The 14,120-nt window shown below is 44.5% G+C and carries 13 protein-coding genes; 9 read left to right on the top strand and 4 right to left on the bottom strand.

Translation table 11 applies throughout. The features are described 5' to 3' along the window. Positions 1 to 207 precede the first annotated feature (207 nt). Genes ACPW7N_RS10730 through ACPW7N_RS10720 form a run of 3 tightly spaced genes read left to right on the top strand, consistent with a single transcriptional unit; the run spans position 208 to position 3,008 of the window. On the top strand, positions 208 to 1,290 hold the full coding sequence (locus tag ACPW7N_RS10730) for an ABC transporter substrate-binding protein (protein WP_425651072.1): 1,083 nt from the start codon (positions 208 to 210) through the stop codon (positions 1,288 to 1,290). A 44-nt stretch (positions 1,291 to 1,334) separates the two neighbouring features. After that, positions 1,335 to 2,234 carry an ABC transporter permease gene (locus tag ACPW7N_RS10725; RefSeq protein WP_425651071.1) on the top strand — a complete coding sequence of 300 codons (900 nt, stop codon included), beginning with the start codon at positions 1,335 to 1,337 and terminating at the stop codon, positions 2,232 to 2,234. A gap of 3 nt (positions 2,235 to 2,237) precedes the next feature. Further along, positions 2,238 to 3,008 (top strand): ABC transporter permease, encoded by a 771-nt coding sequence (locus ACPW7N_RS10720; RefSeq protein WP_425651070.1) that lies wholly within the window; start codon positions 2,238 to 2,240, stop codon positions 3,006 to 3,008. Here the strand turns inward: ACPW7N_RS10720 and ACPW7N_RS10715 are convergent, their stop codons facing one another. Further along, positions 3,009 to 3,380, bottom strand: coding sequence for a DUF3870 domain-containing protein (locus ACPW7N_RS10715; protein WP_425651069.1), 372 nt, complete (start codon positions 3,378 to 3,380; stop codon positions 3,009 to 3,011). A gap of 288 nt (positions 3,381 to 3,668) precedes the next feature. Between ACPW7N_RS10715 and ACPW7N_RS10710 the strand changes: the two genes are divergently transcribed. The 5 genes from ACPW7N_RS10710 (at position 3,669) to cuyB (ending at position 9,260) form a co-directional block, all read left to right on the top strand. Continuing rightward, complete coding sequence (locus ACPW7N_RS10710; protein WP_425651068.1) at positions 3,669 to 4,856, top strand: CaiB/BaiF CoA transferase family protein; 1,188 nt, start codon at positions 3,669 to 3,671, stop codon at positions 4,854 to 4,856. 16 nt (positions 4,857 to 4,872) lie between these two features. After that, positions 4,873 to 6,066, top strand: a complete 1,194-nt coding sequence (locus ACPW7N_RS10705; RefSeq protein WP_425651078.1) for an acyl-CoA dehydrogenase family protein — start codon at positions 4,873 to 4,875, stop codon at positions 6,064 to 6,066. Positions 6,067 to 6,260: 194 nt separating this feature from the next. Continuing rightward, complete coding sequence (locus tag ACPW7N_RS10700) at positions 6,261 to 7,190, top strand: phosphatase PAP2 family protein (protein WP_425651067.1); 930 nt, start codon at positions 6,261 to 6,263, stop codon at positions 7,188 to 7,190. A gap of 115 nt (positions 7,191 to 7,305) precedes the next feature. After that, complete coding sequence (locus ACPW7N_RS10695; protein WP_425651066.1) at positions 7,306 to 8,421, top strand: saccharopine dehydrogenase family protein; 1,116 nt, start codon at positions 7,306 to 7,308, stop codon at positions 8,419 to 8,421. A 131-nt stretch (positions 8,422 to 8,552) separates the two neighbouring features. After that, positions 8,553 to 9,260 (top strand): cysteate racemase, encoded by a 708-nt coding sequence (gene cuyB, locus ACPW7N_RS10690; protein WP_425651065.1) that lies wholly within the window; start codon positions 8,553 to 8,555, stop codon positions 9,258 to 9,260. On the opposite strand, the gene ACPW7N_RS10685 is transcribed toward cuyB, so the two are convergent. Continuing rightward, a complete protein-coding gene (locus ACPW7N_RS10685; protein WP_425651064.1) occupies positions 9,254 to 10,021 on the bottom strand; it encodes a YheC/YheD family protein in 768 nt (255 codons plus the stop codon). The genes cuyB and ACPW7N_RS10685 overlap by 7 nt on opposite strands. A gap of 152 nt (positions 10,022 to 10,173) precedes the next feature. Here ACPW7N_RS10685 and ACPW7N_RS10680 point away from each other — a divergent pair, with 152 nt between their 5' ends. After that, entirely contained in the window at positions 10,174 to 10,920 is a 747-nt protein-coding gene (locus tag ACPW7N_RS10680; RefSeq protein WP_425651063.1) for a VCBS repeat-containing protein, read from the top strand. Positions 10,921 to 11,049: 129 nt separating this feature from the next. Here the strand turns inward: ACPW7N_RS10680 and ACPW7N_RS10675 are convergent, their stop codons facing one another. Beyond that, the gene (locus tag ACPW7N_RS10675; protein WP_425651062.1) at positions 11,050 to 12,117 is read right to left on the bottom strand and encodes a cytochrome-c peroxidase; all 1,068 of its coding nucleotides are present in this window, start codon (positions 12,115 to 12,117) and stop codon (positions 11,050 to 11,052) included. Between the two features lie 253 nt (positions 12,118 to 12,370). Further along, positions 12,371 to 14,119, bottom strand: a complete 1,749-nt coding sequence (locus tag ACPW7N_RS10670) for a hypothetical protein (RefSeq protein WP_425651061.1) — start codon at positions 14,117 to 14,119, stop codon at positions 12,371 to 12,373. Position 14,120 lies beyond the last annotated feature (1 nt).

The following is a 14,120-nucleotide window of genomic DNA, read 5'->3' as shown; positions in this document are numbered from 1 at the left end:
TCGAGGTAGGCAAAGAAATTACTTTGGGGTGGAATCAGCAGGATTCAACAACAATTCCGTATGAATTGTAACAAAACGGTCATGACCGTTTTCCCCTCTCATCGGGGGACTGAAACGTGTTTGACCGCAAGCGGTCACATCCACTTTTATAAAAAACGTCGAGACGTTTTTCACAGAAAAAAATACATTATGTGTGGGGGCATTCGGATGTTCAAGAATTGGAAAACAGCAGCATTAGCTTTGAGTGTAGTGGGTCTGACTGTAATTGGTTGTAGCTCTGGTGACAAGCCTTCAGCTCCGGCAAGTTCCTCGGCGGCTCCAGCAGCTTCGTCTGGAGAAGCAAAAGAGCTTGTGGTAGTTGACTGGGGCGGTGCTTCTTCTGAAGCAGCCAAAAAAGCAGTTTACGAACCGTTTGAAAAAGCAAAAGGTGTAAAAATCACTGTTGTGTCACCAACAGATACAGGTAAGCTCAAGGCAATGGTACAATCTGGCAGCGTGGAGTGGGACGTTGTGAATTCGGATACGGATGTTGCGCTTCGTCTGGAACTGGAGGGGTTATTAGAAAAACTGGATTATAACGTAATCGACAAAACAGATGTGTACCCGGAACTGGTAACCGATTCTACCATTGGCTTGCAATTATACTATACGAATATTGCCTTCAATACCGAGCAGTTCAGTGGGGATAACCATCCAAAAACATGGACTGAATTCTGGGATACACAAAAATTCCCTGGTGCCCGTTCACTCTACAAGAGCCCAATGGGTACACTCGAATCGGCATTGTTAGCTGATGGAGTCGCTCCCGACAAACTGTATCCGCTTGATGTAGACCGTGCTCTTGCCAGCTTGAACAAGGTGAAAAAAGATGTGAAGGTTTGGTGGGATGCGGGCGCACAGCCTCCGCAATTACTGGCGACAAAAGAAGTTGCTCTTGCTGCCGCATGGAATGGACGTGTATCCGCAGCGAAAAAACAGGGATCGAAAGTCGATAATGAGTTCAACGAAGCTCTCGCCATGTCCACTTCCTGGATTATTCCGAAAGGAGCGCCACACAAGGAACTGGCACAGGAGTTTATCAGCTTTGCGATGAAACCGGAGCAGCAGGCAGCATACTCTCAACTGATTGACTACGCTCCAACAAATAAAAAAGCACTTGATCTGCTCCCGGAGGAAGTTAAACAACGGCTAGGCTCCGGCGAGAAAAACAAGATTATGATCGACATAAAATACTGGGCTGAGAACTTCAACGAAGTAAACAAAAGCTTCAACAAGTGGTTGCTTGAGTAGTGAGTCAGGTTATTAGACCTAGTAAAGTTGTCAGGGGGTAGGATATGGAAAAAATAAACACAGAGGCTCCGGTATTTATCAGGGTTCCCCCTTTGCTCAATTTCTCGAAAATACCAGGAATTAAGTGGCTGCTGCTCATCGTGCCGCTTATGTATGTGCTGATTCTTTTGTATTACTCCATGATCAGTGTATTAAAACTGAGCTTTTACGATGACAATGGCTTTACGCTTGAGTATTTGAAAGAGACTCTGACAGACACCCTGTATTTAAAAGTGCTCTGGCTTACGGTGAAGACTGCTTTTCTTGTAACCATTGCCACACTTGTAATTGGCTATCCAATTGCGTATCTGCTGGTTGTGATCGAGTCCGAGAGATGGAAAAAAATTATTTTGGGAACAGTGATGATCACACTCTGGATCAGCTTGCTCGTAAGGACATTCGCCTGGACCGTAATTCTTCAGGAGCATGGGGTTGTAAATGAGGCTCTTCTGGCAATCGGGATAATCAAGGAGCCGCTGAAGCTTTTGTACAACACGACAGGCGTAGTAATCGGGATGACGCATATTTTGCTGCCATATATGGTACTCAGTTTGCATTCGGTCATGGAGCGGATTGATCAAAGGCTGATGCAGGCAGCGCAGGGTCTGGGAGCTCGTCCAAGCAGAGCATTTTTTCAGGTGTTTTTCCCGCTTTCACTTCCAGGAGTAATGTCTGGTTCACTGATTACCTTTGTGCTTGGCCTCGGTTACTTCATCACACCAGCACTCTTGGGCGGTCAAGGGAATATGATGATTTCCAAGCTGATTCAAGAGAATATTCAGTCTACACTGAACTGGAATCTGGCTTCTTCCTTGTCGCTCGTACTTTTGGTAACTACGCTACTCCTGCTCTCGCTTGCCTATTGGCTCTCGAAGCTTTCACCCGTGCTGAAGGGAGATGAGTAATCCATGTGGTTACGAGTGCTGGTCGGAATTATTCTGGTATTGATGGTTGCTCCCATATTGGTCATTGTACCGTTGTCATTCAGCTCTGAAGTGGCATTTACATTTCCTCCACCTGACTACTCGACAAAATGGTATGACAGCTTCCTGAATAACGATCAGTGGATGGAAGGAATGGGACGAAGCATCATCATTTCACTATTAACCGCTGTGGTGGCGACTGTTCTTGGGACCATGGCTGCACTGGCAGTAGATCGCCTGTCTTTTCCAGGGAAAAAAATATTTATGAATCTGATCGTTGCGCCGATGATCTTTCCGGTTGTTGTCGTAGGGATTGCACTCTATCATTCCTTTTCCATCTACAAGCTGACAAACACTATCACAGGCTTGGTATTGGCTCATTCGATCCTGGCTATTCCGATCGTGTTTGTCACCGTGCTTGCGGGATTAAAGGGAGTAGACAGAAATCTGGAGTTTGCAGCGTTAAGTCTCGGTTCCACACCCATTGGGGCATTTTTCAGGATCACCTTGCCAATTATTCGTTCCTCTGTTTTTGCCGGTGCGCTATTTGCTCTGATCACATCGCTTGATGAGGTAGTTGTTACGATTTTCGTGGCGGGGGCAAAAACAAAAACGCTGCCAATCGTTATGTGGGAAAACATGAGAACTCAAGTTGACCCAACGATCGCAGCGGTTTCTGCCATATTAATTTTAGGAACAATTGTCATCTTTATCCTTCAGGCGATGATAGCAAAGCCTGACCATAAAACAAAATGATCATGATCTCGGACCAGGCTTTCCTCCGTGCTGCTGCTCATATTGATTATGTAGATCCTTCAACGCTGCGATCAGTGCGTTGGCGGCTCTTCCTCGATAATGTGTCTGCAAAAGGCGCGTGGGCATATCAATTCCATCCTTGAGACTGAATCCTTTCAACAAACTGGCGACATAATCTCTGCCATGCTGTGTTGCAAGGGTGCAGGATGCTTCGATGATCACTCCGTATTTATTATCAACTTCGGCGGTAATGGTCAGCGAGTCGTAGACGTTTTGGGCAGCCATTCCTTGTGGAAGACGGGCATGACCAGCAATGAAGATGGTATTGGCTGAAAACATTAGCAGTTCACCACACTTTTTTAGAATGTACATGTATTGTATTATGAAAATTTTGAATAGGTCAATTCGTTCGAAAAAATACTGGTTGACAGAATGACAAAAATAACGAATAATGTGAAATAATTCAAGGATAATTGGTTTCCCCAGTTATCATATTGAATCAGATGACGTTAAAGACGATGTGCAAAAAATACCGACTGCCTTGCTTTGCCAGATCTTTCTAACCGAAAGACGATACGCAAACGATAGCCAGTTAAACCACACGAATCCGTGTTTGTGGTTTAACTGGCTTTTTATTTTGGGGAAAGGAGAGAAAATCACGTGGCAGGTGCTTTACGGGAGATCAAAATACTGGATTTGACGAGGGTACTGGCAGGGCCATTTTGCTCAATGATCTTGGGTGACCTCGGTGCGGAAGTCATCAAGGTAGAAGGCCCTGATTCAAGGGATGATACAAGGGCATGGGGGCCGCCCTTCGTCGGTGGAGAAAGTGCGTATTATCTCTGTGCCAATCGAAACAAACGAGCCATCACCGTGAATTTCAAAAGTGAAAAGGGAAAGGAAATCATCAAGAAGCTGATTGCAAGGTCAGATGTGGTCGTACAAAACTTCAAAACAGGCACATTGGAAAAATGGGGCCTGGGCTACGAAGAAATGAAGAAAATCAATCCGCAAATCATTCTTGCGTCCATTACCGGGTTCGGGACAAATGGCCCCTACAAGGACGAACCTGGCTACGACTACATCATCCAAGCCATGGGGGGATTGATGAGTATCACCGGGGAAAAGGATGGGCCGCCAATCAAGGGTGGTGTCGCCATCGCCGATATTTTAACCGGATTGTACACCGTGATCGGAATTCTCTCTGCCCTGCATGAGCGCAATTATTCAGGAGAGGGACAGCAAATTGACATTTCCTTGTTTGACTCGCAAATCTCGGCTCTGGTGAACGTGGCAAGCAACTATCTGGTTTCAGGCGTGATCCCACAGAGACTGGGCAACCAGCACCCGAATATTGTCCCTTATCAAATTTTCCCTACAAAGGACATAGAAATGGTCGTCGCTGTTGGAAATGACCATCAGTTCAGCAAATTTGCATTCATACTGGGGATGCCTGAACTAGCGACGAACGAAAACTATCGGACGAATGCCAAGCGGGTAGAAAATCGGGAAGAGCTGATCCCGATCATTTGCGAACGAATGAAAGAAAGACAAGCGAAGGAATGGCAAAGCCTTTTACAGCAGGCGGGTATTCCAAACGGGCCGATCAATGACATGCAAATGCTGTTTGAAGACCCGCAGGTACACGCAAGAAACATGGTTGTGGAGATTGCCCATCCGACAGCAGAGATGGTAAAGCTGGTGGGCAGTCCGCTCAAGCTTTCCAGAACACCGGTTGAAATGCGAAGGCATCCGCCGATCTACGGGGAGCATACCGAAACCGTATTGTCTGAATTGGGTTTTACTTTCGAAGACATTCAAACAATGAAAGCAAATAAAGATATTTAGGAGGAAGACGAAGATGATGAACTTTGCCCTTACCGAAGAACAAACAATGGTTAAAAAAATGGTGAGAAGCTTCGTGGATAAGGAAATCATGCCGAACATTCAGGAGTGGGATCAAAAGGGACATTTCGAGCCGACAATTCTGAAACGTTTGGCAGAGCTTAATCTGATGGGTGTGTGCATCCCTGAGAAATACGGTGGAATGGGGATGGATTACAATACACTGGCCATCGTTTGTGAAGAGCTGGAGCGTGGGGACACCGCTTTTCGCACAGCAGTATCCGTGCATACAGGCTTAAACAGCATGACCCTGCTCCAATGGGGGAACGAGGAACAAAAGCAAAAATATCTGATTCCCCAAGCACAAGGCGAAAAAATCGGGGCATTCGGTCTGACCGAGCCAAACGCAGGCTCTGACGTAGCAGCGCTGCAGACGACAGCGAAAAAAGAAGGGGACTATTACATTTTGAACGGCTCCAAAACATGGATCTCGCTGTGTGATGTAGCCGACAACTTTATCATTTTTGCCTATACCGATAAGGAACAGAAGCATAAAGGCATCTCTGCTTTTATCGTGGAGAGAACTTTCCCTGGAGTAAAAACCAAAGCAATCAAGGGAAAACTGGGGATTCGTGCAGGCAACACGGGCGAGGTATTTTTGGATGAGGTAAAAGTCCCAAAAGAAAACCTTCTCGGTCAGGAGGGAGAAGGCTTTAAAATCGCTATGGCCGCTCTCGACAATGGTCGCTTCACCGTCGCAGCGGGTGCTTGCGGGTTGATCGCAGCCAGTCTGGAAGCAAGTCTTGACTACTGCCACTCACGAAAAACGTTTGGCAAGGAAATCGGGAAGCATCAGCTCGTTCAGCAAATGATCGCGAAAATGGTGATCGGCTTGGAAAATTCTCGACTGCTCGTCTATCGTGCAGGCTGGTTAAAAAACCAGGGAGAGCGCAATACGAGAGAGACCTCCCTGGCAAAATGGTATTCCTGCGATGCGGCATTCCAGGCTGCCAGTGACGCCATCCAAATTCATGGTGCCTACGGGTACTCCAGCGAATATCCGGTGGAAAGATACATGCGCAACGCCAAAGCACCAGTCATTTATGAGGGAACAAGAGAAATTCATACGATCATGCAGGCGGAATATGCTCTCGGCTATCGCACAGACAAACCGCTAAGCAAAATGCTTCCCGCATGGCCATTTGAAGAATAATTGTGTGTTTAGGTCATTTCAGCCCTTCCATGTCTTGTGGAAGGGCTTTTTTTGAGCCTATTCTACATATTTTTAACTTTTTCTTAATATTAACTCTGGTATTCGTTTGATAGAGAAGGTAGGATAGTATTTGTTAACAAAACGGTCATGGCCGTTTTGTTTGCTTGCTTAGCTAGAGGAAGGGGAACCACCGCTTGTCATTACGTAATTATTTACTGCCTGTCTACATTATTCTAACTGCTGCCCTTTTGTTTTCGATTGTTAAAGTAGACCATTGGGATTTATGGTGTATTTTGATTCTTGGTGCCGCTATATACGGGATAAAGAAAGACTCGAAAATGATCGCCTGGATCAACTTTTTACCCGTAGGGATTTTCGGACTTGCTCTCTTTTACGTCATCTATAAATATGCGAATCCGATGTGGGATCAAGTTCTATCATTCCAGTTAAAAAATGTTCATCATATTTTTAATTGGAATGAATTGTTTAACTCCATTCCCGGCAATGACGCTTGGATGTTTCGAGTATGGCAGCCAGACTGGTTAACTGCCTACATGCGATGGGTGTATACGTACGGATTTGCTTTATCTTTTTGGATTTGCGTGATTCGTGCCTTTTTTACAAAAGATGTGAGAAAGATGGCACAGTATTCGCTGGCTGGCTATTTGTTGCAGGTTCCATTCATACTTCCGTTCTATAACACCGTATTTTTGCAGGAAGTCTGGTATGTTCAAGGTACACCTGACCTTTTGACACGTACGGCTACGCCAGCAGAGCAATTTGCTTTTACGGTGAACTGTTTTCCGAGCATGCACACATCCATTGCGTTCGCTGCCATCGTGCTGGTGCTGCGTGAAAAAAGCAAATGGTACCGCACCATTGTTATCGGCTATTGCTCATCCATTATCCTCTCGACGATGTATCTCAAGATTCACTGGATCATTGATGTGATTGCGGGAATGCTGTTTGCGTATCTGATCGTCAAGCTGGCAGACTTCATCGTCAATTCCAAAGTTTTCGAAACGATGATGAAAAGAGTCGAGGCCTTCGGGGCGAGACTGCAACGTACCAGAATTGAGAACCGAGCACCTAGCGTCAGCAGTGAAGAAACAATTAGTGGTTAGTTACGTTCATAATCTCGAAGACACAACCCTTTCATAAACTATGGAAGGGTTTTTTATTTGCCATCAGAACTGAGTAGAGGTGGGAAGAAGTGTAAATGGATGAATGGGGTTGGTTATGGTGAATAAAACTACCAACATTCTCATCTTGGGCGGGTACGGTGTCACAGGTAGTATGATTGCAAATCTGCTATTACAGGAATCAGAAGTAAAGCTGGTTCTGGCAGGAAGGAGTATGGAAAAGGCTCAGGCAAAAGCGGCTGAGCTTAATTCCCTTTTCCCAGGAAATCGGGTGATGGGAGCATACGCTGATGCTTCAAATGAAGCAACGCTCAAAACACTTTTTGAATCGGTTGACCTGGTGATCGTGGCATCCAGTACTTCAGCGTATGCCAGACAGATTGCCAGATCAGCGATTCAGTCAGGTATTGATTATCTAGATATTCAATATTCCTCTTCCAAGCTGCAAACATTGCATTCGTTAGAAAGGGAAATTGTTGACGCCGGGTGTTGCTTTATCACGGATGGAGGGTTTCATCCGGGATTGGCGGCTCTTCTGGTTCGATTCATGGCAAAGGAATTTGACGAAATTGAGGTTGCGAATGTAGGCAGTCTGATCAAAATTGACTGGGCAAGTATGAATTTTGCTGAGGCAACTATTCAGGAATTGGTCGAAGAACTAAAAAGCTTCGATACTGCCTATTATTCCAATGGCAAATGGAAAAAGGGTGGATCGATTGATCAGCGGGTCATGGATTTTGGGAGGATTTTCGGTAGGCAGTTATGTACGCCGATGCACCTGCATGAGATGGATGAGCTGCCCACACGATATCCTACGCTCAAGGAAACAGGTTTTTTTGTCGGAGGTTTTAATTGGTTCGTCGATTGGGTTGTCATACCGATTGCTTTTTGTGCTTTTTACCTGAACGCTGATCGTCTGACGAAAAAGATGGGAAGTTTTATGAACTGGGGATTGGTAACCTTCTCGAAACCACCATATGGAACGATGTTAAAAATTGAAGCTAGTGGATGGAAAGATAATGAGCAAATCACCAAGGAATTGACTTATTACCATTCCGACGGCTATATGCTTACAGCAATTTCAGTGGTTGCCTGTATCCTGCAGTACCTGGATGGCTCGATAAAAAAGCCCGGATTGTGGACACAGGCTAACCTGGTTCAACCAGAACAAATGGTTACCGATCTCATCAAAATGGGTGTATCCCGATTGTGAAGCAGTGTACATAAATGGATGAAATGCCTCCTGTTAATCGCCGTCGACGGAGCGACTTGTACGCAATATGTTAATTACTAGGATGGCCTGTCGTCTCCAGTTGAATATGAACTAGGGGGAAGAGTGCGCTTATGAAGGAAATACTAGGAATTATCGGCGGTATGGGTTCACATGCTACAGTGTCCATGTTTCAACAAATCATCAATCATTCTCCTGCCAGAAAAGATCAGGAGTACATGGAGATTATGATTCATAACAACTCTCGTATACCGGATCGAACGGAAGGCATCTTGGGTCATGGAGATGATCCCTTTCCAGAGATATGCCGGTCTGCCAAATTGCTGGAGGATTGTGGAGCGACCATACTTGTCCTTGCTTGTATAACAGCCCACCACTACAGTGAAAAGCTAGAGTCCTCACTGGGCAAGGCTCATTTATTTCATATCGTAAAAGAAACGGTGGCGTACACACGAAAGCTCTATCCCGACCTGAAAAGGGCAGGTGTGCTTGCCACCGAAGGCACAATTAAATCGAAGCTTTGGGAAAAAGAATTTCGCATGAACAACATTGATACAGTTGTCCTTTCTGAAGAAGAACAAGCCGATTATTTTACCAATGTCATCTATGGCCCCCAAGGTGTGAAAGCGGGATTTCGCAATGAGCAGCTGAAAGATAGTTTGCTAGAGGGATGTCACAGACTGGTGAGTAAGGGGGCCGAGGTGATCATTGGAGCCTGTTCCGAGTTACCTTTGCTTATCGCCAAGGAAGATGTGCAGGTACCGTACATTGATGCCATTCAGGTAGCTATCGAAAAGTTAACAACTACCTACTATCAATAGATCGGATAATTTCTTGTATTCCAGCGTTTTAAATCGGTAATTCGGGAGTACATTCGCCTGTTGCCTAGCTTGACAAAAGGAGTAATGGCAGGATTGGTATTTACCTCGAGTATCCAGGGCTTTCTGCGCCGCCGTGAAATGGCCACATCTACACCGAGTTCCCAGACTTTCGGGAAAACTCGTTGGAACTGACGTCCCGTGGCCCGACTCAGACCGTACAACGATTGCAGGTAATTTTTCGTTGCGCGTTTTTTCATATGCCGGCGTAACAGTCTTGCAGCAGACATAATCCTCCCGCCTTGGCTTCTGTTGGTAACAATCATTCTAGGAGGCGCAACACGCCCGACAATACCAGCAACCTCCCAATTGCGGAGTTCATTTTTCAGTACCATGACTCGCAAATCAAAAGGTCGGCGGTGATACCGAAGCATACGAATTCCTTTTTGAACAAGATAGGGTTTACTTCCAATTTGCCTGACAATGAATCGATAGAATGAGTGAAAGTCATTAAAAATAACCCTCGAGGTTCCCCCTCGCAGCTCATATTTTGTATTCAGTTTTCTTGCTCTCATGACGCCCCTTCCTTTTAGACCATTTACCGGCTTGAGATAAACTGCCCTGTATTGGCGCACCATTCTGTGGAGGGTATTCATCCCAAAACTCTTCGTGGGGGGGATGTGTGCAGCTATCATCTTGTCTTTCTTGAGGGCATGAGTCTTTTTGAGTTTGCTGGCAATATATCGCTTACCGTTTCTGTTCATCTGGCAGCACTCCTTACAATCATGTAAATGCTATACAGTATACGAAATGGTGCTCAAGACAGATATGGTTCAGATGCTCATTTGTTTGAGTCACGTCAATCATCTGCCCATCATACGGTATAGGAAAAATACCTGGTGTTAGGAGAATGTAGATGGTTTTCTATGACTCGGCTGAGTGGCATGGGCAAGTGCGACCTGTTCAAAATTCACTTGCAGTCATTGACACGAAAATAGGTGATGTGAACGGTGACCGGGTTCCCGACATCGTCAGGCTAATGGGAGTCCGCTCTTCTGATGGCAGCAGATCTTTTGTGGATCAACTTTCTCTATCGATTCAAGATGGGCGAACGTCAATGACATATTCGATGCCATTACGTGAAAATGCAGGTTATCATCCTACTTTGTTTTTAGGCGATTTTACGGGGAATCGGGTAAATGATATCTTGGTGAGCCTTGATACAGGAGGTTCAGGAGGATATTCGGGCAACACCATGTATTCGTTCTTGAATAACCAGGCCAAACTATTATTTGACTCCGAACAATATAACCGGCAGCAACAAAATAATTATACGGTTACCTACAAGGACTATTATCGTGTAGAAGTAAAAAGCACTTCGCCCGCCAAAACCTACTTGATTGACATTCAGTTAAAAGGAAAGGAATACTTATCAGACCTGTATAATCCTAATGGAACACTGAAGAAGCCTGTTCAAGGAGAAGTGACAGCCTTGAGTGGTGAATTCCCGATTGATTGGAACAGAGATGGTCGATATGAATTGCTTGCGATCCAGAGGACAATCGGCCTATATAATGCTGACACACTCGGGTATGTAATGAATTTTTTGCGATGGGATGGTTCCAAATTTGCGACGTACAATCAATGGTTCTCGATTCCATAATAAGGGGAAAAAGAGAAGAGAGGGCTAAAAACCCTCTCTTCTGTATAAGTTTGGGGCCCCGCCCGACGATGCAACACGGATGTTGCGTTTAGTCGACCTCCAGCGATAGCTTGTGTCGGGTGGGTTATTTTATGGAATTTGCGGGATATCAACCTTAGGTACTTCGCCGCTCAGTGCTTCAAGGAAGGCAACAAGATCGTTAACTTCTTCATCTGACAAGTTGAGCGGGCGCACGAGTGGATCTTTGTTTCCGTGATTGCCTCCACCTTGATTGTAGTATTCAATTACCTTTTTCAAAGTGTCCATGCTTCCATCGTGCATGTATGGAGCAGTATGTGCAATACCTCTTAGAGCAGGTGTTCTGAATTTACCTTTATCCGCCTCTTGTTTGGTTACGTTAAACCGCCCGTCGTCACCTTCCATACCGATGTTATGGAAGTTTTGATCAGAAAGAGTCGGGCCTGCGTGACAAGACATACAACTTGCTTTGCCAGCGAATAACTTCATACCACGAATTTCCTGTTCATTGAGAGCTGCTTTATCGCCCTTGAGGAATCGGTCAACCTTGGTGTCGTTCACGACAATCGTTCTTTCGAAGGAGGCAATGGCTTGACCGATGTTTTCACCAGTGATTTCGCTGTTAAATACAGTTTTGAATTCATCGACATAGGCAGGAACCGTTTTCAACTCTTTTACAAGTTCATCAAGATTTTGGTTCATTTCTACTTTTGATTGAATCGGGCCGAGGGCCTGTTCTTCGAGGTTAGCTGCTCGCCCATCCCAGAAGTTGGAAGTGTAATAACCTGCGTTAATAACAGTTGGACTATTGCGGGGGCCTTTGAAACCTTCGAAGCCTACGAATGTCGGTAATTTATCGCCATATCCGGCACCAGGTGAGTGACACGTTGCACAACTGGATTTATTGTCACCTGATAATCTGGGATCAAAAAACAGCTTTTTACCTAAATTTACTTTTGATTCGGTCATCGGGTTGTCAGCCGGAACTGGTATTTCGCCAATCGGCTGGAACTTTGCAGTTAGTTCTGTTAGATCTTGTTCATTGCTGGCAGGCTGTGTTGTTTGCTGCTGGGGCTGTGCTGCCTGTTCTTTCGGAGCAGTTGAAGTAGGCGAGTTGCTGCTACAACCGACCAAGGCTACAGCCAAGAGTAAACCGAGTCCAATCCCCATTTTCTTCATTTTTTCATCTCCTAATAGTGAATATAAGGATAACATAATTATCAAATGACAGTATATGTTACCTTGTAGGTAGTATATATTTAAAATAATTATCATAAGCGAATCACTTTTGAATATATTGTGAAAAAAATCACAATGTATTATACGCACCGTTTGTACCGTAAAAGGCAAAAATATATGAGGAACAGTAATAAAAGCAGCCCGTTCTCGCTTAGGAGACGGGCTGCATCATGTAGACAACAGTCACAGAAAATTATTCATTTTCTTCAAATTGCTCCGGATTTCCAACCAATCGCTCGAAGTTACCGTTTTTGTCGATTACTACAAGGACAATATCGTCCGAATCGGATTCTGTTGAAATGTTGAATTTGAATGTTTTGCTTTTAATGTCCAGCTTTTTCACTTCAAGGGTTTCATATTTTCCATCAATCAATTGAAAAGCGAAAACTTCTTTTGCCGCTTTACCTGACCAATTGCCTTCATAGGAAAAATCTTCTTCCAGTTGCTTATATTGCAGAGAACGATCTTCAACCAGGTCAGATTCAATCGACCTACGGATAATGTGTACTTTGCCTTTGGTATCCGTAGCAACGAGGGTTAATACGTCGCCTTCTCCCAAATTGATGTTTTCTGTGAAGGAGAACTTCCCATCTGTATCAGTTAAGTCATATTGTTTGGAGATTGTTCCAATTGTGTACTCAAGTGACTCAATATCCGAATCGCTGAATTTTCCGTTAACGGTCAAATCTTGGGTGAAGTCTTTCTTGTTTTTGAAAGAAAACTTGATTGATTTTTCATCAATCAGCGTCTTCGCTTTGACTGCAGTTACTTCGAATGGGAACGTATAGTTGTTGTTATTTCGTACATAGTACCCTGTTCCAGTCGGCACGTTTTCGAAGACTGCCTCGCCATCACGATCTGCAACTGCCTGAGCATGAAGTGTAATAATTGTTCCTTTGGTAACCTGATATAACGCTACAGTTGAATCTGGGTCAGCATTTTCAACCTTTACCGTTCCCACTTTTTCACTTGCAGATAATCCTTCCAGTTCATCATATTTGACCGGTTCAGAGGTAATGGCACCTTTTGGCGTTGTAATTTCAAGGACGAAGTATTCATCTTCCTTGTATTTCAAATCATCTGTGGCGTACATATCTAGGTAGACAATTCCCTTAAAGCTCCCTAGTGGTTCCTTGAAAGATTTGGTGATTGGTTTTCCATCTTGCTCTAAGCCCAGGAACCAGCCTACACCCAGTCTGTTGGTACGCCAGGTTCCTTGGTAGTCAACTTTGCCCTGATCGTCTGTCGTTTTCAACAAAATTGAGATGATTTCTGTTTTTTCGGGGATATCCATCATTAGTTTCAGGTGAAGATCTTTCCGTTTGTCAGTCTTGAATCCATCAATACCTACTTTGTCTTTTGTTGTACCGACAGAGGCGAATTTGAGGATTTCCACCCCATTAGACAGTTCTACCTTGACATAAGGAGTCAACCCGGATGAAATGTTGCCCTCACTTGTGATCAATTCGATGTAGTAATATTCGCCTTCTTTGATACCGCCGTTGTTATCTGTGCCATACAGATCAAACGTGTGCTTTCCTTTTTTGAAAGTACCGAGGGTAGTTTTGAATTCTGGATTCAACACTTTGTTGTCCTCATAGATTCCGAGTAGATAGCCGATTCCTTCTTTACTGGTCTTCCATGTTCCGTGGTAATTGATTTTGCCCGCTTTATCTGTCGTCCGTACCCACATGGCTTTAATTTCAATGTCTTTGGCAAGATCCAGTGAAAGCTTGAAATGTCCGTCCTTTACTGCATCTGGTTTTGCGTAAGCAATGGACATATAGTCATACCCATCATCCAAAAATGTGAATTCATCTATGCCTATAGTTGAGATCGTATCTGCGGATGTAGTTGCTGGATTGCCGAATGTTGCAAGACTGACAACGAGTGTGAAGCAAAAAACGAAAGACATCAATCGCTTTAATGCGTGTAACTTCACG

Origin of the sequence: Brevibacillus nigriterrae (assembly GCF_049846925.1) — a bacterium.
Classification (GTDB): Bacteria; Bacillota; Bacilli; order Brevibacillales; family Brevibacillaceae; genus Brevibacillus_H.
Note: the sequence above shows the minus strand (reverse complement) of the source record. Positions and strands in the feature narration are given on the sequence as shown.